Annotated in this window: 18 protein-coding genes; 9 read left to right on the top strand and 9 right to left on the bottom strand. The window is 69.0% G+C overall.

Features of this window, described 5'->3' with window-relative positions; all coding sequences use genetic code 11:
- Positions 1-3: 3 nt before the first annotated feature.
- Positions 4-1,110 carry an ABC transporter ATP-binding protein gene (locus ABL840_RS34640; protein ID WP_093205861.1) on the bottom strand — a complete coding sequence of 369 codons (1,107 nt, stop codon included), beginning with the start codon at positions 1,108-1,110 and terminating at the stop codon, positions 4-6.
- Between the two features lie 27 nt (positions 1,111-1,137).
- Positions 1,138-2,430, bottom strand: a complete 1,293-nt coding sequence (gene gabT / locus ABL840_RS34635) for a 4-aminobutyrate--2-oxoglutarate transaminase (RefSeq protein WP_093304641.1) — start codon at positions 2,428-2,430, stop codon at positions 1,138-1,140.
- A 170-nt stretch (positions 2,431-2,600) separates the two neighbouring features.
- Here gabT and ABL840_RS34630 point away from each other — a divergent pair, with 170 nt between their 5' ends.
- The 4 genes from ABL840_RS34630 to ABL840_RS34615 all read left to right on the top strand — a co-directional run bounded on the left by ABL840_RS34630 (position 2,601) and on the right by ABL840_RS34615 (position 7,406).
- Positions 2,601-4,010 (top strand): PLP-dependent aminotransferase family protein, encoded by a 1,410-nt coding sequence (locus tag ABL840_RS34630; protein WP_093205857.1) that lies wholly within the window; start codon positions 2,601-2,603, stop codon positions 4,008-4,010.
- A 147-nt stretch (positions 4,011-4,157) separates the two neighbouring features.
- Positions 4,158-5,207, top strand: coding sequence for an ornithine cyclodeaminase (locus tag ABL840_RS34625; protein WP_093205855.1), 1,050 nt, complete (start codon positions 4,158-4,160; stop codon positions 5,205-5,207).
- Between the two features lie 40 nt (positions 5,208-5,247).
- Positions 5,248-6,288 (top strand): histone deacetylase family protein, encoded by a 1,041-nt coding sequence (locus ABL840_RS34620; protein ID WP_093304639.1) that lies wholly within the window; start codon positions 5,248-5,250, stop codon positions 6,286-6,288.
- 131 nt (positions 6,289-6,419) lie between these two features.
- Positions 6,420-7,406: a tripartite tricarboxylate transporter substrate binding protein gene (locus ABL840_RS34615; RefSeq protein ID WP_093304637.1), complete on the top strand. Its 987-nt coding sequence runs from the start codon at positions 6,420-6,422 to the stop codon at positions 7,404-7,406.
- Here ABL840_RS34615 and ABL840_RS34610 read toward each other — a convergent pair.
- Complete coding sequence (locus ABL840_RS34610) at positions 7,393-7,971, bottom strand: TetR/AcrR family transcriptional regulator (protein ID WP_093304635.1); 579 nt, start codon at positions 7,969-7,971, stop codon at positions 7,393-7,395. The two genes, ABL840_RS34615 and ABL840_RS34610, sit on opposite strands and share 14 nt — an antisense overlap.
- Before the next feature lie 89 nt (positions 7,972-8,060).
- Here ABL840_RS34610 and ABL840_RS34605 point away from each other — a divergent pair, with 89 nt between their 5' ends.
- Together ABL840_RS34605 and ABL840_RS34600 are read left to right on the top strand one after the other, a co-directional pair.
- Positions 8,061-9,317 (top strand): MFS transporter, encoded by a 1,257-nt coding sequence (locus tag ABL840_RS34605; RefSeq protein ID WP_093304633.1) that lies wholly within the window; start codon positions 8,061-8,063, stop codon positions 9,315-9,317.
- Positions 9,318-9,520: 203 nt separating this feature from the next.
- Positions 9,521-10,738 (top strand): porin, encoded by a 1,218-nt coding sequence (locus tag ABL840_RS34600; RefSeq protein WP_093304630.1) that lies wholly within the window; start codon positions 9,521-9,523, stop codon positions 10,736-10,738.
- A 125-nt stretch (positions 10,739-10,863) separates the two neighbouring features.
- Here ABL840_RS34600 and ABL840_RS34595 read toward each other — a convergent pair whose 3' ends face one another.
- Positions 10,864-11,718 carry an HAD-IIB family hydrolase gene (locus tag ABL840_RS34595; protein ID WP_093304759.1) on the bottom strand — a complete coding sequence of 285 codons (855 nt, stop codon included), beginning with the start codon at positions 11,716-11,718 and terminating at the stop codon, positions 10,864-10,866.
- Positions 11,719-11,810: 92 nt separating this feature from the next.
- Here ABL840_RS34595 and ABL840_RS34590 point away from each other — a divergent pair, with 92 nt between their 5' ends.
- The 3 genes from ABL840_RS34590 to ABL840_RS34580 are packed head-to-tail and all read left to right on the top strand — an operon-like array spanning position 11,811 to position 14,463.
- The gene (locus ABL840_RS34590) at positions 11,811-12,806 is read left to right on the top strand and encodes an ABC transporter ATP-binding protein (protein ID WP_093304628.1); all 996 of its coding nucleotides are present in this window, start codon (positions 11,811-11,813) and stop codon (positions 12,804-12,806) included.
- 5 nt (positions 12,807-12,811) lie between these two features.
- Positions 12,812-13,654 (top strand): ABC transporter permease, encoded by an 843-nt coding sequence (locus tag ABL840_RS34585; RefSeq protein ID WP_093304757.1) that lies wholly within the window; start codon positions 12,812-12,814, stop codon positions 13,652-13,654.
- 5 nt (positions 13,655-13,659) lie between these two features.
- Positions 13,660-14,463, top strand: coding sequence for an ABC transporter permease (locus ABL840_RS34580; RefSeq protein WP_093304626.1), 804 nt, complete (start codon positions 13,660-13,662; stop codon positions 14,461-14,463).
- A gap of 7 nt (positions 14,464-14,470) precedes the next feature.
- Here the strand turns inward: ABL840_RS34580 and ABL840_RS34575 are convergent, their stop codons facing one another.
- The 5 genes from ABL840_RS34575 to ABL840_RS34555 all read right to left on the bottom strand — a co-directional run bounded on the left by ABL840_RS34575 (position 14,471) and on the right by ABL840_RS34555 (position 18,976).
- Positions 14,471-15,130, bottom strand: coding sequence for an SIMPL domain-containing protein (locus tag ABL840_RS34575; RefSeq protein ID WP_093304624.1), 660 nt, complete (start codon positions 15,128-15,130; stop codon positions 14,471-14,473).
- Between the two features lie 9 nt (positions 15,131-15,139).
- Complete coding sequence (locus tag ABL840_RS34570; RefSeq protein ID WP_093205838.1) at positions 15,140-16,768, bottom strand: peptide chain release factor 3; 1,629 nt, start codon at positions 16,766-16,768, stop codon at positions 15,140-15,142.
- Positions 16,769-16,848: 80 nt separating this feature from the next.
- A complete protein-coding gene (locus ABL840_RS34565; protein WP_093304622.1) occupies positions 16,849-17,463 on the bottom strand; it encodes a GNAT family N-acetyltransferase in 615 nt (204 codons plus the stop codon).
- On the bottom strand, positions 17,460-18,536 hold the full coding sequence (locus tag ABL840_RS34560) for an alpha/beta fold hydrolase (RefSeq protein ID WP_093304620.1): 1,077 nt from the start codon (positions 18,534-18,536) through the stop codon (positions 17,460-17,462). Before ABL840_RS34560 ends, ABL840_RS34565 begins: the two co-directional genes overlap by 4 nt.
- On the bottom strand, positions 18,533-18,976 hold the full coding sequence (locus ABL840_RS34555) for a hypothetical protein (protein ID WP_093304618.1): 444 nt from the start codon (positions 18,974-18,976) through the stop codon (positions 18,533-18,535). The genes ABL840_RS34560 and ABL840_RS34555 overlap by 4 nt, the downstream gene beginning before the upstream one ends.
- Between the last annotated feature and the right edge of the window lie 10 nt (positions 18,977-18,986).

Here is an 18,986-nt window from a genome sequence, read left to right as displayed (position 1 = left end):
GGTTCAGGGGGCGTAGATGCGCGCATGCGCCGTCGGAAACTCGAGCACCACCGCTTCGCCGGCCTGCGGCGCGGCGGCGCCGTCGAGGCCGTTCAGCGGCAGCTTCACGGTGGCCTCGGCCTGACCCCCACCGACGCTGCACAGCAGCCGCAGGTGATCGCCGAAGTAGATGACCCGCGCCACCTCGGCGTCGAGCATGTTGGCGCGCTGCGCGTCGGGCCGGCGATGCAGCACCACCCGCTCGGGGCGGATGCAGGCCTCGACGGTCGCGCCCGCTGCCGCGCCGCTGACGTTGAGCCCGTGCAGGACGCGGCCGTCGGGCAGCTTCATTTCCGCATGCTCGCCGCCATGGCCCTGTTGCTGGCCCAGCTGTCCCTTGAGCACCGTGTTGTCGCCGACGAAGCCGGCCACGAAGCGGTTGGAGGGCGTCTCGTAGAGCCGGTCGACCGTGTCCAGCTGCTGGATCACGCCTTCGTTGAACACCGCCACGCGGTCGCTCATGGTGAGCGCCTCGCCCTGGTCGTGCGTCACGTACACGAAGGTCACGCCGAGCTGGCGGTGCAGGTCCTTGAGCTCGATCTGCATGTGCTCGCGCAGCTGCTTGTCGAGCGCGCCGAGCGGCTCGTCCATCAGCACCAGCTGCGGCTCGAACACCAGTGCGCGCGCCAGCGCCACGCGCTGCTGCTGGCCGCCCGAGAGCTGGCCGGGCAGGCGGTCGGTCATGCCGCGCAGCTGCACCATGTCGAGCGCGCGCTGCACGCGGCGCTGCTGCTCGTCCTTCGGCACCTTGCGCACGGTCAGCGGATAGGCCACGTTCTGGCCCACGCTCAGGTGCGGGAACAGCGCGTAGTTCTGGAAGACCATGCCGAAGTTGCGCTTGTGCGGCGGCGTGCGGGTGATCGGCTTGCCGTCGAGCAGGATCTCGCCCGAGGTCGGCGACTCGAAGCCCGCCAGCATCATCAGCGTGGTGGTCTTGCCCGATCCCGAAGGCCCGAGCAGGCTAAGGAACTCGCCGCGATGAATGTCCAGATCGAGCTGGCGCACCACCAGGTGCTCGCCGTCGTAGGTTTTCTGGACACGCTGGAAGCGCACCAAGGGTTCAGCTGTCATGGAGGATTTCAGGAAAGGATCGTTCGATCAGCGCAGCGCGGCGAAGCTGTCCGCGAGAAGCGCCAGGCCTTCGTCCACAAGCAAGTCGGATGCCGTGAGCGGCACCAGCACGCGAATTACATTGCCGTAGGTGCCGCATGACAGCAGGATTAACCCGCGTCGCGCCGCCTCCGCGACCACCTTGCGGGTCAGTGCGGCGTCAGGTCGCGCGGTGTCGCCCTCCTCGAACAGCTCGATGGCCACCATGGCGCCGAGCCCCCGCACGTCGCCGATGGCCGGCACGTCGGCGGCGATGCGGCGCAGGCCGGCCGTGAGCCGCTCGCCCAGCGCACGGCTGCGCGCCAGCAGCTGCTCGTCGTCGAACACCTTCAGCACCGCGAGCGCCGCGGCGCAGCCGATGGGGCTGCCGGCATAGGTGCCGCCCAGGCCGCCGGGCGCGGGAGCGTCCATCACCTCGGCGCGGCCCACCACGCCGGAAATCGGGAAGCCGCCCGCCATCGACTTGGCGGTGGTGATCAGGTCGGGCGCCACGGGCCACTGCTCGCTGGCGAACCAGGTGCCGGTGCGGCCCGCGCCGGTCTGCACCTCGTCGGCAATGATGAGGATGCCGTGGCGGTCCGCCAGCGCGCGCAGGCCCTCGACGAAATCGTTGGGCGCCACGTAGAAGCCGCCTTCGCCCTGCACCGGCTCCAGGATGAAGGCCGCCACGCGCTCGGGCTCGATGTCGTTCTTGAACAGCAGCTCGACCGAGTGCAGCGCATCGTCCACGCTCACGCCGTGCAGCGCGTTCGGGTACAGCGCATGGAACACCTCGCCCGGGAACGGGCCGAAGCCGACCTTGTAGGGCGCCACCTTGCCGGTGAGGCCGAGGGTCATCATCGTGCGGCCGTGGTAGCCGCCGGTGAAGGCGATGACGCCGGGACGCCGGGTGTGGGCGCGGGCGATCTTGACCGCGTTCTCCACCGCCTCGGCACCGGTGCTCAGGAACACCGACTTCTTCGCGAACGCGCCCGGCGCCAGCGCATTCAGCCGCTCGGCCAGCTCCACGTAGGGCTCGTAGGCCACCACCTGGAAGCAGGTGTGCGAATAGAGGTCTGCCTGCGCCTTGACGGCGGCCGTGATCTCCGGGTGGCAGTGGCCGGTATTGAGCACCGCGATGCCGCCGGCGAAATCGATATAGCGGCGACCCTCCACGTCCCAGAGTTCGGCGTTGGCGGCCCGGCTGACGAAGATTTCATGGGCCTGGCCGACGCCGCGGGCGACTGCCGCGCTGCGGCGGGCCATGAGGACGGCATTGCTGAGGTGGGGTTCGCGTTGCATGGTACGACCTGTGCTTTGGTGCTTGGAGGAAGGAATCCCGGCACTCTAGGTCGCACGATTCGGTCCGGCCATGTACACCGGAAGCGATCGATCGGAAGACTGTACTGGTCTTGTATCCTGTACATACTTTCCTCAATATGGTGCAGGCCGGTCTGCCGGAGACACCCCCGATGCTCATTCTTCGCCCCGAACAGCCGACGCCACTGGTCAGCCAGATCGTTGAAGGGCTGCGCGGACTGATCGGCTCGCAGAAGCTCAAGGCCGACAGCAAGCTGCCGTCGATCCGCGCCTTTGCAGCGGCCCACGGCGTCAGTGTCTTCACGGTGGTCGAGGCCTACGACCGGCTGGTGGCCCAGGGCCTGCTGGTCTCGCGTGCCAATGCGGGTTTCTTCGTCAAGCGGCGCAGCGAGGACAGTGCCGCCGGAGCGGCCATCGCACCCCGGCCGGACCCCCGCTTCGACGCCCGCTGGTACCTGCAGCAGATCTTCGAGAACCGCAACCTGCCGCTCAAGCCAGGCTGCGGCTGGCTGCCGCACGACTGGCTGTTCGAGGACGGCATGCGCCGCAGCCTGCGCCACCTGGCTTCCGAGGGCACCGACATCGGCGGCTACGGCCTGCCCTTCGGCCACATGGCGCTGCGCATGGCGACGGCCGAGGCGCTTTCGGAGCAGCAGATCGTGGTCGAGGCCGCCCAGGTGCTGCTGACCCAGGGCTCGAGCCAGGCGCTGGACCTGGTCGCGCGACGTCTGCTCAAGCCGGGCGACTCGGTACTGGTGGACGACCCGGGCTATCCGAACCTGATGTTCATGCTGCGCTTCCTGGGTGTGGAGATCATCGGCGTGCCGCGCACTCCTGCGGGCTACGACATGCCCGCGCTCGAGGCGCTGCTCGCGGTGCACCGGCCCAAGGCCTTCTTCACCCAGCCCCGGTTGCAGAGCCCGACCTGCTCGATGGCCTCGCTGCCGCAACTGGTGCAACTGCTTCAATTGGCCCAGACGCACGACTTCACGCTGGTCGAGAACGACATCTACGCCGAGATGGACGCATCGATGCGCCCCTCGCTCGCCAGCCTGGGGCAGTTGCGCCGCGTGGTCTACGTGAGCAGCTACTCGAAGACCATCTCGCCGAACATCCGCGTCGGCTACGTGGCCGCGCAGCCGGAGCTGCTCGAAGACCTGGCACAGCTCAAGATGATCTCGGGCCTCACCTCGTCCGACATCACCGAGCGCCTGGCCTTCGGTACCGTGACCGACGGCCGCTGGCGCAAGCATCTCAAGGCCCTGCGCGAGCGCCTCGCGCAGGCACAGGGCAGCGTAGCGAGGCGGCTGGGCGGTCTGGGCTTCGAGCTGTTCCACGAAGCGGCGGCCGGCATGTACCTGTGGGCCCGCCACCCGGACATTACCGACAGCGCCGAGCTCTCGCGCCGCGCCGCGGCGGAAGGAATCATGCTCGGCCCGGGCCAGCTGTTCCTGGTCAACCCGCATCCCACCGGCTGGCTGCGCTTCAACGTGGCCTTCAGCGAAGACGAGCGGCTGTGGCGCTTTCTGGAACGCAACATCGAAGAACACAGGCACGACTGAAGACGCGACCGACAGGGCTCGCAATAGCCCGCAAGCAGGCGCACAATGGCTCCAACCCTTGGCGCAGGCGCATCCTGAATCAGCCATGGCGGAGTAAACATGTGAGGGGATGAAGCGCCGCGGCGGGGCTACGCAAGGAGCCATGTCATGACCCGCTTCATCGATGTTCACAGCCTGGTCCGCCTGGTGGACGAGACCGGTGTTCCGCAGTTCCTCACCGCGCTGGCCGACGCGCTGCGCGACGACTTCATGCGGTGGCGGGAGTTCGACAAGAAGGCGCGCGTGGCCAGCCATTCGCACCTCGGCGTGATCGAGCTGATGCCGGTGGCCGACGACGGCGCCTACGCCTTCAAGTACGTCAACGGGCATCCGCACAACACCCAGGTCGGGCTGCCGACCGTCATGGCCTTCGGCGTGCTGGCCGAGGTCGACACGGGTTACCCCGTGCTGCTTTCCGAACTCACGCTCACCACCGCGCTGCGCACGGCGGCCACCTCGGCGATGGCCGCGAAGGCGCTGGCACGGCCCGATTCGCGCAGCCTCGCGCTGATCGGCAACGGCTCGCAGAGCGAGTTTCAGGCGCTGGCCTTCCATGCGCTGCTGGGCATCGAGGAAGTGCGCGTGTACGACATCGATCCGCACGCCACCGACAAGCTGGTGCGCCACCTCGCGGCCTGCACGCCGCTGGAGATCGTGCGCGCGCGCTCGGTGGCCGAGGCGGTGCGCGGCGCGGACATCGTCACCACCGTCACCGCCTACCAGGGGCGCGCGACCGTGCTCACGCCCGACATGATCGAGCCGGGCATGCACATCAACGCGGTGGGCGGCGATTCGCCCGGCAAGACCGAGCTGCATCCCGGCGTGCTCGGCAAGGCGCGCGTGTTCGTCGAGTACGAGCCGCAGACCCGCGTCGAAGGCGAGATCCAGCAGGTGGCCGCCGACTTCCCGGTGCAGGAGCTCTGGCGCGTGCTGCTCGGCGAGGTGCCCGGCCGCGAGAGCCCCGCGCAGGTCACGCTGTTCGACTCGGTGGGCTTCGCGCTGGAGGACTACACGGCGCTGCGCTACATCCAGCGCATCGCCATGGAGCGAGGCATCGGCCGGCAGATCGCGCTGGTGCCGGAGCTCGACGACCCGAAGGACCTGTTCGGGCTCACCGCCTCGGGGCGGCGCCGGGCGGTGCTGCGGCGTGCGGCATGATGGGCGGCTTCACCACCGCCGATCCTGCCTTTCCTCTTCCATGCTCACCATCTACAACGACCAGCACGTTCTCCATCAGGGCAAAGTCGAGATGTTTCGCGGCGAGCTCGTGCCGTGCTTCGAGGTGCCCGCCCGCGTCGATCATGTGAAGAGCGAGCTGGAGCGCAGGGGCCTCGGCCCGCTGCAGGCGCCCGATGCCTTCGACGAATCGCTGCTCGCCAAGGTGCATGCGCCGCGCTACCTGGACTTCATCGCGCACGCCTGGGACGAGTGGGTGGCGCTGGACCCGGCCAACGCGACGCGCGACGCGCTGCCTTCGTACTGGCCCACGCGCGGCATGCGCAGCGACGTGCTGCCCAAGAGCTTTCCGGCGCGCATGGGGCTGTTCTCCTTCGACGCGGGCACGCCGCTGATGGCCGGCAGCTGGGCGGCGGCACGCCACGGCGCCGCCTGTGCGTGGACCGCGGCACGGCGCGTCATCGGCGGCGAGCGCTCCGCCTTCGCGCTGACGCGGCCACCGGGCCACCATGCGGGCGCCGATTTCTTCGGCGGCTACTGCTTCCTCAACAACGCCGCCGTGGCGGCGCAGGCGCTGCGCGATGCGGGCGTCGAACGCGTCGCGGTGCTCGACGTCGACTACCACCATGGCAACGGCACGCAAGCCATCTTCTACGAGCGCGACGACGTGCACTTCGCGAGCCTGCACGGCGATCCGCTGACCGACTACCCCTACTACCTGGGCCACGCCGACGAGCGCGGCGCCGGAAGAGGCGAGGGCTTCAACCACAACCTGCCGCTGCCGCGCGGCACGGACTTCACGGCCTGGCGCGCGGCGCTGAAGACTGCGCTGGCCCGCATCGCCGAGGTGAAGGCCGGCGCGCTGGTGGTCTCGCTCGGCGTCGACACCTTCGAGGGCGATCCGATCTCCGGCTTCAAGCTCAGGAGCGACGACTACCTGCGCATGGGCGAAGACCTCGCGCGCGCCGGCCTGCCGACGGTGTTCGTGTTCGAGGGCGGCTATGCGGTGGCCGAGGTGGGCGTCAACGCGGTGAACGTGATCGAAGGGTTCGGGCAGCTCTGACCGGCTGACGCGCAGGCGACTCGGATCTCACGAATCGCCCCGGTTTCGCGGGGAAATCAGGGCAGCCCCGATTGCCTTCGCCGATGCAGCGGGGCCCAATCGGCGCTTTCAAAGTCAGGACCCAGTCAGCCATGCTCCGCCGCTCCACCTTCCTCCGTACCGCCGCCGCACTCGCCGCGGGCTGCGGGCTCGCCCTCCCGATGGCGGCGCTCGCGCAGGCCTTTCCCGCCAAGCCCATCAAGCTGGTGATCGCCTTCCCGGCCGGCGGCCCGACCGACATCACCATGCGCCAGCTCGCCGAGAACGCGAGCAAGATCCTCGGCCAGCCCGTGATCATCGACAACAAGCCCGGCGCCGGCGGCACGCTGCCCGCGCAGGCGCTGCAGACCGCGCAGCCCGACGGCTACACCGTCGCGCAGATCCCGCTGGGCGTGTTCCGCCTGGGCTACACGACCAAGATCAACTGGGACCCGCTGAAGGACATCACGTACGTGCTGAACGTCACCGGCTACGCCTTCGGCATCGTGGTGCCGGCCGACAGCCCCTTCAAGACCTGGGCCGACTTCGTCGCCTACGCCAAGGCCAACCCCGGCAAGCTCACCTACGGCTCGACCGGCACGCTGACCAGCCCGCACCTGACCACGGAGATCGTCGCGCAGAAGGCCGGCATCCAGCTGCAGCACGTGCCCTACAAGGGCAGCGCCGACCTGATGCTCGCGGTGGTCAGCGGCCAGCTGATGGCCGCGGCCGACAGCACCGGCTTCGCGCCGCAGGTCGAGGCCGGCAAGCTGCGCGTGCTCAACACCTGGGGCGAGAAGCGCTTGGCCAAGTTCCCCGACGCGCCCACGCTGAAGGAGCTGGGCTACGACGTGGTGCAGAACTCGCCCTTCGGCATCGGCGCGCCCAAGGGCACGTCGCCCGAGGTGGTGAAGAAGCTGCACGACGCCTTCAAGCAGGCGATGGAAGAGCCGAGCTACGTGGCCTCGCTGGGCCGCTACGACATGCTGCCGAACTACATGAGCTCAGCGACTTACACCAAGTTCGCGCAGGACACGGTGGTGCGCGAGAAGGCCATCATCGACAAGCTGGGCCTGGCGAAGGAAGTCAAGACGAACTGAGCGAGCTGAGGACGAAGAGCTCGTCCACCAGCCGGGACGCCAGTTCCGGCTGCACCGCATCGCCCCCGAAAACCAGCCGGAACACGATCGGCGCGATCAGGTGATCGATCACCTGCTGCGGCTCGGGCGCGCGCTCGCCCCGGGCGTGCGCCTGCTCGACCAGCGTCAGCGCTTCCCTGCGGCGGTTGCGCAGGCAGTCGGTGTCGGAGTTGCCGTTGGCCAGCGCGGCCGCGGCTTTCAGCAACGAGGTATTGCACGGCTTGGCCAGGTGCTCGATGAGCTCGCGCGCCCAGGCTTCCAGGTCGGCGCGCAGGGTGCCCGTGTCGGGCAGCGGGCGGTTCGGGTCCAGCCGGTGGGTGGCCGTTTCAGCCAGCAGGCCCTGCAGATCGCCCCAGCGCCGATAGATGCTGGAGGCGCTGACGCCTGCGCGCTCGGCCACGGCCGGCACCGTCACGCGCTCCCGTCCCTGCTCCGCCACCAGTTCTTCGAGGGCGGTGCGCACCAATGCCTGTACCTGGGCGCTGCGGCCACCGGGACGCTTGTTGGGGAGGGCGATGTCGGTCATGGTCTGGACTTTAACGCAAAGATATTTGCTTTAGAAGGTTCTCAGGTCTAGAATCGCAAAAGCAAAAAAAGTTGCATTAAGGATCCGCCATGCCATCCTCCTGCCCCGAACTCGCTTCCGCCACCGCCGAGATCGCTGCCCGCTCCAGGCCCTGGCGCCTGCCGCAACGCGCTGCCTTTCCGCTGCTGGCCGCGGTGCTGTTCGCCTTCTTCTTCGCGGCTGCCGCGCCTTCGCCGCTATTCGTGGTGTTCCAGCACGCCTGGCACTTCTCGTCGTCGCTGCTAACGGTGGCCTTCGCTGTCTATGCGATCGCGCTGCTGGTTTCGTTGTTGATCGCGGGCTCGCTGTCCGACCACATCGGGCGGCGCCCGGCGGCGCTGGTGCTGCAGGCGGTGGCGATGGGGCTCTTCCTGCTCGCGAACGGCATCGGCGGGCTGATCGCCGCGCGCGTGGTGCAGGGCATTGCCACTGGCGTCGCGAGCGGCGCGCTGAGCGCGGCGGTGGTCGAGGCCGCACCGGCCGCGCGCAAGCGGCTGGGCGCGATGATCACGAGCGTTTCGCCGCTGGCCGGCCTTGCCCTGGGCGCGCTGCTGACGGGCGTGGCGGTGAAGTTCTCGCTGCAGCCGGTGATGCTGGTGTTCGGCGTGCTGGCCGTGGTGTTCGCGCTGGGTGCTGCGGTGGTGCTGTGGATGCCCGAGACCGTCACGCCGCGTGCAGGTGCGCTGGCCTCGCTGGTTCCGCGCGTGTCGATTCCCGCCCAGGCCAGGGCCGAGTTCGCTCGCGGGCTGCCGGTGTTCGTCGTGGTGTGGGCGCTCGGTGGGCTGTACCTGTCGCTGGCGCCTTCGCTGATGCTGCATGTGTTCGGCATCGACAACGGCGTGGTCAACGGCCTCACGGTGGCGGTGCTGTCGGGCATGGGGGCGATCGCGCCCACCTTGCTCGCGCGCTTTGCCGCGCCGAAGCCCGTCATCCTCGGCATGGCGAGCATCGCGGCCGGGCTGGTGCTGCTGCTGGCTTCGCTCGCAACGCGCTCGCTCGCGCTGTTCTTCGTCGGCACGGCGGTGGCGGGCCTGGGCTTCGGCGGCGCGTTCTCCGCGCTGGTGCAGACGCTGGCGCCGATGGCGCAGTCGCACGAGCGCGGCGAACTGTTCGCGGCGATCTTCGTCGTGAGCTACCTCGCGTTCAGCCTGCCGGCGATGCTGGCGGGCTTCCTGGTGGCGCCGCTGGGGCTGCTGAACACCACCGAAGGCTATGCAGCGGTGCTGCTGCTGATCGCCGCCTTCGGTGTCTGGAACCAGTGGGCGGGCCTGCGTCGGCGCTCGCGCGAGCTGCCAGTGAGCGAGTAGCCGCGAGGCGCTTCGGGTCAGGAAACAGTCAGGACACTCATGTCAAGAGCCTTGGCCCTTCGGCGGCCAAGTGTTTACCCTATGTAATTCGTTTGTCTTCCACGATGGAAACACTCCGATGCAGTCTTGTGGCGTGAAAGCCCGGGCTCTTAACAGCTGCATCTGAATCGGAGCGGCAACTTCCCCATCCTGGAGTGATACGAATGAAGAAATCCCTGCTTGTTCTGGCCGCCATGGCGGCCTGCGGTGCCGCATCGGCGCAATCGACCGTGACGCTGTTCGGCGTGGTCGATGCCGCCTACCGCAACGTGTCGAACAAGAGCGAGTCGATCCCGGCTACCCCCTTCACCCCCTTCTACAGCGTGAAGGCCAGCCGTAGCGAACTGGCCAATTCGGGCCTGAGCTCCAGCCGTCTCGGCTTCCGCGGCGTGGAAGACCTGGGCGGCGGCCTGTCGGCCAGCTTCTGGCTCGAAGCCCCGATCACCAACGACGACGGCGCCACCGGCATCTCCAACTTCACCCGCCGCTCGACGGTGAGCATTGCCGGCGGCTTCGGTGAAATCCGCCTGGGCCGCGACAAGACCGCCACCGTGCTGAACGACGAGCAGTTCGACCCCTTCGCCGACACCGGCATCGGCGGCTCGCTGATCATCGACGCCAACGAAGCCAGCGTGTCGGGCACCGGCTACGGCAGCAACAGCACCTACAAGCGCGCCGGCAACATGGTTCAGTACTTCCTGCCGCGCAACCTGGGCGGCTTCTACGGCAACGTCGGCTACAGCTTCCACGAAATCACCCGCACCTCGCCCGACACTTTGGCCGGCGCCGACCGCACCAACACCGGCCGCCACATCGGCGGTCGTGTCGGCTATGCCTCGGGTCCGTTCGACGTCGCCGCCAGCTACGCGCAGAACGACACCAGCTTCACCACCGGCACCGGCGCGGCCGCCGTGGCGCGCCCGGGCAAGATCAAGACCTTCAATCTCGGCGCGACCTACGACTTCGGCGTGGCCAAGGTGTTCGGCGAGTACTCGCGCTCGAAGGACCAGCGCGATCCGCTGAACGTCTTCACCCGTGTGCCCAGCACCGACCTGACCGGCTACCTGATCGGCGTGACCGTGCCGATCGGCCCGGGCCAGATCCGCGCCTCGTACTCGCAGGTCAAGTACGACTTCAACCGCACGCCGGCCCTCTTCGCGGTGAACGCTCCCGATCCGAAGTCCAACAAGTTCTCGCTGGGCTACGTGCACAACCTGTCGAAGCGCACCGCGCTCTACGCCACGGTCGCTCGCGTCAGCAACAAGAACGGCGCGGGCAACACGGTCGGTGCCGGCCCGTCGTACGTCGCCACGTACAACCGCGTGGCGCTGCAGCCCAAGACGTCGACCGGCTACGAGTTCGGCATCCGCCACGCCTTCTGAGCCACGGCGGCTACACGCAACCCTTTCTCCAAGGAGCCTTCACCGGTCCTTTTCGCCCGCCTCGCGCGGGCTTTTTTTCGTCCGTGTGTTGTTAGTTCGCTGCGCCGTGTCGCGCAGCGAGATGCTCAGCGCTCGGGGCGGGCGGCCCGGGCCGAGAGAATCGCGCGCGCCGCCTCGGCGAACCCCGTGCCGCGTTCGCCCTGCGTCACGTAGCGCGGCAGGTGCTCGAGCTGCGGCACGAAGCGCGCGACGTTCGCCACGCCGATGCTGTGCGCGAAGCTGCGGAACATCAGCTGGTCGTTGGTGGAGTCGCCCACGTAGGCCCAGCGGTCCATCTCGTCGTCGAGCGCGCGGCCCCACAGTTCGCGTGCGATCCAGCGCGCGCCTTCGAGCTTGTCGTTGTCGCCGTACCAGCCGTTGATGTGGATGCTGCTCACGGTGGCGTGCATGCCTTCGCCGCGCATCAGCGCCACCACCCGCGCGATGGTGGCGTCGCTCAGCTGCACGAACTCGCTGTGGTCGATGGCGATGTCGGTCTCGCGCCCCGGCGAGTCGGTGGCGCGGCCCACGCCCGGCAGTTCGCGCTCGATGCGCTCCAGCACGGCCTGCATGCGCGCGAAGTTGGCGACGCGCGTGGGCTCGTCCTGCTGGTAGCGCTTCTCCACGCGGCCATCGGCCGAAGGCAGCAGCGCCACCGCGCCGTTCTCGGCCACGATGGCATCGATGGGCCAGGTGTTGACGAAGGGCAGGCTCCAGCCCACCGGGCGGCCCGTGATCGCCACCACCGACAACCCCGCCGCCTTGAGCTCGCTCAGCGCCTGCAGCGCGTCGGGCGTGATCGCGCCGTCGTGGGTCAGCGTGTCGTCGATGTCGGTGAAGACTCCGACGAGGGCGCCGCGCGCGGCAGCCTCCCAGCGGGACAGCGGCAGCAGGTGGTGGGGCGAGGAGGGCAGCGGAGGCTGGGGGAGCGATGGGGGCATGGCGATCGAACCGGAAGGAGCAGCGATCGTACCGGTGCTTTCGTGTAGCATCCCGCCCCCGCCGTGCCTTCGAGGCCGGCGCGGCGCTCTCCATGCCCCACATCCTCGTCGACGACCTCCGCAAGACCTACCGCATCTCCGAACGCAACCCCGGCGTGATGGGCGCGCTGCGCGGCCTCGTGCAGCGCCGCCATCGCACGGTGGAGGCGCTCTCGGGTGTGTCGTTCTCGCTGGAGCGCGGCGAGCTGCTGGGCTTCATCGGGCCGAACGGCGCGGGCAAGTCGACCACCATCAAGATCCTCTCGGGCATCCTGCGGCCCGACGGCGGGCGCGTGGAGATCGACGGGCGCGACCCTTTCACCGACCGCGAGCGCCACGTGGCGCGCATCGGCGTGGTCTTCGGCCAGCGCACGCAGCTGTGGTGGGACCTGCCCGTGGGCGACGGCTTCGACCTGCTGCGCGACATCTACCGCGTGGACCCGGCGCGCTACCGCCGCACGCGCGACGAGCTGGTGGCGCTGCTGAACCTGGAGCGCGTGCTCGCGCAGCCGGTGCGGCAACTCTCGCTGGGCCAGCGCATGCGCGCCGAGATCGCGGCGGCGCTGCTGCACGAGCCCGACATCCTGTTCCTCGACGAGCCGACCATCGGCCTCGACGCGCCTTCGAAGCTGGCCGTGCGCGACTTCGTGCGCCGCGCCAACCGCGAGCGAGGCACCACCGTGCTGCTGACCACGCACGACATGCACGACATCGAGGCGCTGGCGCGGCGCGTGATCATCATCGGCCACGGCCGCGTGCTGGCCGACAGCCCGGTCGAGGCGCTGCGCGCGCAGGTGATGGCCGAGCGCCGCCTCGTCGTCGATTTCGCGCAGGGCGCCGAGCTGCCCGCGCAGGTGGACGGCGCACGGGTGCATTCGCGCGACGGCCAGACGCTGGTGCTCGACTTCGATCCGGCGCAGACCGCGGCACCGGCGCTCATCGCGCGCATCGCCGCCGCGCACGCGGTGGAGGACATCCGCCTCGAAGGCCTGGCGATCGAGGCCGTGATCGCCCGCTTCTACGCCATGCACGGAGCCGCCGAAGCATGACGGCGATGAGCCCGCACGACCTCGCGCGGCCCTACATCGCGGCCTTCGCGTCGCGCTTCCAGCAGATGCTGCAGTACCGCACCGCCGCGCTCGCCGGTTTCGCCACGCAGTGCTGGTGGGGCGGCATCAAGGTGATGGTGTTCGCGGCCTTCTATGGCGGCGCGACAGCCTCGGGCGCCAGCACGTCGATGTCGCTCGCCCAGGCCGTCACCTACACATGGCTGGCGCAGGGGCTGCTCGTGCTCCTGCCCTGGCTGGGCGATCCGGAAGTGGCGCAGGCGGTGCGCACCGGCGCCGTCGCCTACGACCGCCTGCGCCCCGTGGACGCCTATGCGCTGTGGTTCGCGCGCAGCGCCGGCTGGATCGCCGCGCGCGTGCTGCCGCGCATCGCGCTGATGGCGGCCTTCGCGATGGTCGCGTTGCCGCTGCTCGGCCTGGGCGAGTGGGCATGGCAGCTCCCGGCGGGCGCGGCGGCGGGGCTCGCCTTCGCGCTCTCGTCGGTCTTCGCGCTGCTGCTCTCCACGTCGATGGTGATGCTGCTGAACGTGGCGGCCACCGCCGCGCTCAACGAACGCGGCATCAGCGCGGTGACCACGCCCGTGGTCATCGTGTTCTCGGGCAACCTGCTGCCGCTCGCGATGCTGCCCGACGCCTGGCAGGCCGCGCTGCTGCTCCAGCCGCTGGCCGGGCTGATGGACATTCCGGCGCGGCTCTACTTCGGGCAGCTGCAGGGCTGGCAGGCCGTCGGCGGGCTGGGGCTGCAGGTCTTCTGGATCGCCGTGCTCGTGGCGCTGGGGCACATGGCGATGGGCCGCACGATGCGCAGCCTCCAGGTGCAGGGCGGGTGAGGGCGATGGGATCGATTCCGCTTTTCTTCCGGCTGGTGGGCGCGTCCATCGGCGGCCAGGCGCGCTACCCGGCCTCGGCGCTGATGACGACGGTCGGCCAGTTCCTCGGCACCGGCATCGAGGCCGTCGCCGTGTGGGCGCTGTTCCACCGATTCGGCGACGTGCAGGGCTGGCGCATCGGCGAGGTGGCGCTGTTCTACGGTCTCGTGAACTGCATGTTCGCGCTGGCCGATGCGCTGGGGCGCGGCTTCGACGTGCTGGGCACCGAGTTCCTGCGCACCGGCGCCTTCGACCGCCTGCTGTTGCGTCCGCGTCCGCTCTCGCTGCAGCTCATGGGCAACGACTTCCGCATCAGCCGGCTGGGCCGCCTGCTGCAGGGGCTGGCGATGATTGCGTTCGCGACGCAGCAGATGGGCATCGCGTGGACACCGGGCGCCGTCGCCATCGCGCTGCTTGCCGTCGCGGGCGGCGTGGCGCTGTTCCTGGGCATCCTGGTGCTGCAGGGCACGCTGGCCTTCTGGACCGTCGAGAGCCTGGAGATCGCGAACGTGCTGACCTACGGCGGCGTGCAGGCGGCGCAGTACCCGCTGGCGCTCTATGCGCGATGGTTCCGGCGCGTGCTGACCTTCATCGTGCCGCTGGCCTGCGTGGCCTACTACCCGGTGCTGGCGATTCTGGGGAAGGCCGATCCGCTCGGTGCGCCGGCATGGGTGGGCTTGGTGTCGCCGCTCGCGGGGGGCGTGTTTCTCGCGGCGGCGTTCGGGGTGTGGCGCATCGGGTTGCGCCACTACGCTTCGACGGGGAGCTGAGAAGGCCTCAGCCGATCAGGAAGCGCACGCGGTAGCGCAGCGTTCGTGTGCGCCTGGCTCCCGCCAATTCCTCGAAGTCGTCCCCAGGGCCGGCGGACGCCAGTGCCACGGCACCACCCGCATACCCCCAGTTGCGATCGCCGTAGGCACCCGAGTTGTCCGCTTGCGAACCAAGCTCCTCGACCTGCGCGACCGCGCCCAGCGTGACACCCGCTTCCTTCGCAAGAATCGACGCCTTGCTGCGCGCATGCCGGATCGCGGCCATGCGTGCCTCGGCTTCCGCGTCGTCCTGCGCTTCGAAGCGGGGCTGCTGCATGTCGACGCCCATGGTGTAGCGCGAGTTCGTGAACAGCGGTTCGAGCGCGTCGAGTGCCTGATAGAGACGGCGCGTTTCCTTGCAGGCGATCAGCACGCGGTGCGCCACTTCCTGGCCCACGCTGCGCTTCAGATACCAGGGCTGCCAGGCGTCGCGCCCGCCTTCGGTGATCTCGTCAGGCGTGAGGCCGGCTTCTTTCAGCGTCCGGATCGCGTCGTTGCGCAGCTTGGTCGCTTCGGCCAGTGCCACCTCGGTCTTCGATGCCTTGACGGTGATCGTCAGGGCGGCGCGTTGCTCGACGATCGTTTCGGTCAAGTCGCCGAGCCCCGCCACCTGGATGTAGGTTTCCATGGCGAATGCCTATCCCGCGCTCTGCAGCGCCAGCCCCGCATGCTCGCGCAGCGGATGGAAGTGGATCTTCGGAAAGCGCTCCTGCGCCAGCCGCACGTCGTACGGCGAGGTGCACAGGAAGGCCAGCGTGTCGGCCGCATCCTTCGCCATGCGCTGCGGGTACGCGTTGACGAACTCGCGCAGCTCGGCCGGCGTGTCGGCCGTGATCCAGCGCGCGCCGGTGTACTGGCAGCCCTCCAGCTTCACGTCGGCGTCGTACTCGGCCTTCAGGCGGTGCTGCACCACTTCGAACTGCAGCTGGCCGACCGCGCCCAGCAGCATCGGGCCGCCGATCTCGGGGCGGAACACCTGGATCGCGCCTTCCTCGCCGAGCTGGGCCAGGCCCTGCTGCAGCTGCTTGGTGCGCAGCGGGTTCTTCAGGATCACGGTCATGAAGAGTTCGGGAGCGAAGAAGGGCAGGCCGGTGAACTGCAGGCTCGCGCCGTCGGTGATGGTGTCGCCCAGCTGCACGCCGCCGTGCGTGGTGAAGCCCACGATGTCGCCCGCGTAGGCCTCTTCCACCGCCTCGCGGCGCTGGCTCATGAAGGTCACGACGCTGGTGGGGCGCAGTTCCTTGGCGGTGCGCTGCACCTTCAGCTTCATGCCCGGCGTGTACTTGCCCGAGGCCATGCGCACGAAGGCGATGCGGTCGCGGTGGTTGGCGTCCATGTTGGCCTGCACCTTGAAGACCACGCCCGCGAAGTCCTTGTCCTCGGGCTGGATCTCCTTGACCACCGGCTGGCGGTTGACCAGCGTGGTGCTGGTGCGCGAGCGCGGCGAGGGCGCCAGGTCGACCAGCGCGTCGAGCACTTCCATCACGCCGAAGTTGTTCACGCCGGAGCCGAAGAACACGGGCGTCTGCTTGCCGGCCAGGAAGGCCTCGCGGTCCCAGGCGGGCGATGCGCCGGTGGCGAGCTCCATGCTTTCCATGGCGGTCTCGAAGTCGGCGCCGAAGCGCTTGACCAGCGTGTCGCGCTCGGCGAGCGGGATGGTCTCGAAGTCCTGCGGCAGCCGCTCGCTGCCCGACTCGAACACCGTCATCGCCTGCGTGCGCAGGTTCATGATCCCGCGGAAGCTCTTGCCCTGGCCCACGGGCCAGGTCATGGGCACGCAGGGCATGCCCAGCTCGCGCTCCACCTCGTCGAGGATGTCCAGCGGCTCGCGCACTTCGCGGTCCATCTTGTTGACGAAGGTGATGATGGGCGTGTCGCGCTGGCGGCAGACCTCGATCAGCCGCCGCGTCTGCGCTTCCACGCCGTTGGCCGCGTCGATCACCATCAGCGCCGAGTCGACGGCGGTGAGCACGCGGTAGGTGTCTTCCGAGAAGTCCTTGTGGCCGGGCGTGTCGAGCAGGTTGATGACGTGGTCGCGGTAGACCATCTGCATCACCGACGAGGCCACGGAAATGCCGCGCTGCTTCTCGATTTCCATCCAGTCGGAGGTGGCATGGCGCGAGGCCTTGCGCGCCTTCACCGAGCCGGCGATCTGGATCGCGCCGGAGAAAAGCAGCAGCTTTTCGGTCAGCGTGGTCTTGCCGGCGTCAGGGTGGGAAATGATCGCGAAGGTGCGGCGGCGGCGGGTTTCGGCTACGAAAGACAAGGTGGGCAATCTGCGGGGGGAATCCGCGATTTTAAAAGGCCGGCGGTTTCCGCCCCCGCCGGCCCGTGCGAAGGGGCACTTCAGCCCCCGAGCGCCTCGCCCATCCCATACGCCCGCATCTGCGCCTCGAACCGCGCCACGTCCTGGCTCAGCACCACCAGGTCGTGCGTCAGCCCCTGGCGGTCCTTCACGTGCTTGCCCAGCAGCGCCTCGGGCTTGAAGCCCAGGGCCTGGAAGACGGCGATGGCGCCGCGCTGGTCGACGGTCATGCGGGCGACGAGCTTTTCCGCTCCGCGCTCGATGGCCAGCGCGCAGGCCTCGCGCGCGAGCTTGTGGCCCAGGCCGCTGCCTCGCAGCTCGGGTGCGGCGAGCACGCGAAGCTCGGCGACGTGGCTGGACCAGGAATGCGGATCGCGGATCACCGCCGCGCAGCCGAGCACCGCCTCGTCGCGCACCGCGAGCACGCTGTCGATGTCGCCGCGCTCGATGGCGCGCACCCAGGCGCTCATCACCTTGGGCTGGGTGATGTCGCGCGGCAAAAAGAGCAGGTCGTGCGCCGGCAAGGCCTGCGCGAAGGCGAGCACGGCGCCGGCGTCTTCCGCGCCCATGAGGCGCAGGACGATGCTGCCCTCGCTGCTCGTCACGGTGCGCGGGTAGGTCCGCGAGAAAGAGTCGGTCACGATGGTGATGCTCATGTCGATCGCACTCCAAGCCATTCGTCGAGTTTGGGCCACAGCCTGCGCACGGCGTTCGGGCCGGCGGCGAGGCTGACGTGGCCACCCTTGAGCACCACCTCTTCCTTGTCGGTGGAGCCTATGCCGGCGACGAGCGGCTGGCCGGCCTCGTACGGAACGATGTGGTCGTGCTGCGCGAGCGCGTGCAGCACCGGCACCTTGATGTTCTTCAGCTGCACCTTGCGCCCGCCGAGCACCAGTTCGCCCTTGAGCAGCTTGTTGCCCCACATCAGTTCCTTGACGGTCTGGCGGAAGTACTCGCCGGCCAGCGGCAGCATCTCGTTGCCCCAGCGGTCGAACATGCGGTACGACTTGACGAACTCGTCGTTGTCCATGTTGTCCCACAGCTGCACCATGCCGGCGCTCCGGCCCGCGGGGCGCAGCATGTCGAAGGAAGTGAAGAGCATCTCGGGCGGCACGTTGCCCACGGTGTCGATGAGCCGGTCGACATCGAAGTAGCGGCGGTCCGACCATGCGTGGAACAGCTTCATGCGGCTGAAGTCGACGGGCGTGGTGAAGAGCGCGAGGTTCTTCATCGGCCCGTCGGGGTGCAGCGCGGCGTACAGCGTGGAGAGCACGCCGCCCATGCAGTAGCCCACGAGCGTGATGTCTTCCTCGCCGGAGCGCTCCTGCACGTGCCGGATCGAGTCTGGGATGAAGTCGAGCACGTAGTCCTCGATGCGCAGGTACTTCTCCTGCGGGCGCGGCGCGTTCCAGTCCATCATGTAGACGTCGTAGCCGCGCAGCAGCAGGTGCTCGACCATGCTCTGGCCCGGCGCGAGGTCGAGGATGTAGCCGCGGTTGGTGGTCGCCATCACGATCAGCAGGGGCACGCGGTAGATCTCGTCGACCATCGGCCTGTAGTGGTACAGGCTCAGCGTGCCCCGGCGGTGGATTTCGTCCTTGGGCGTCTGGCCGACGGAGGGCGCGGTCGAGGCGAGGAAGTCCAGGCCCTTGATGTTGCGCTGGATCGCGCGCTCGATCTCGGCGGCGATGTCGGGCAGGGCGAAGGTGTCGTCTGCCGCTGCGGTCATGACGGGCGCTTTCCGGCGGGCTTGCGCGTACGGGCCGGTGCTGGGGGGGCTTTCGATGCCGTCGGCGCAGGCGCGGCCGCAGGTGGCTGGCGGGTGCGGCGCGGCCCCGGCGCTGCCTTGGCGGTCGCGGCGGAGGACGCGTTCCCGCCTTCCACCGCGCGGGCGATGCGCGCCAGGTGGTCGTCGATGCGCTGCAGCTGCTCGCCGAGCACCTGCAGGTCGGCGCGCGTGGGCAGGTTCAGCATCGTGAGGTAGCGCGCCATGAGGTCGCCCAGCGCATTCTGCGCGGTGAGCGAGGCGTTCATGCCGCCGTGCATGCCCTGGCGGAACGGGTCCGAGGCCATGGTTTCGTTGGCGAATTCGTTGGTGCTCTTTTCCCACTGGGCCGTGAGTTCGCGCCACATGGCCATCGGGTCGAGGGGAGAGAACTTGTTCGTCATGGCGGAAGCT

This window comes from Variovorax sp. NFACC27, from assembly GCF_048301545.1.
GTDB classification, from domain to species: Bacteria; Pseudomonadota; Gammaproteobacteria; order Burkholderiales; family Burkholderiaceae_C; genus Variovorax; species Variovorax gossypii.
Note: the sequence above shows the minus strand (reverse complement) of the source record. Positions and strands in the feature narration are given on the sequence as shown.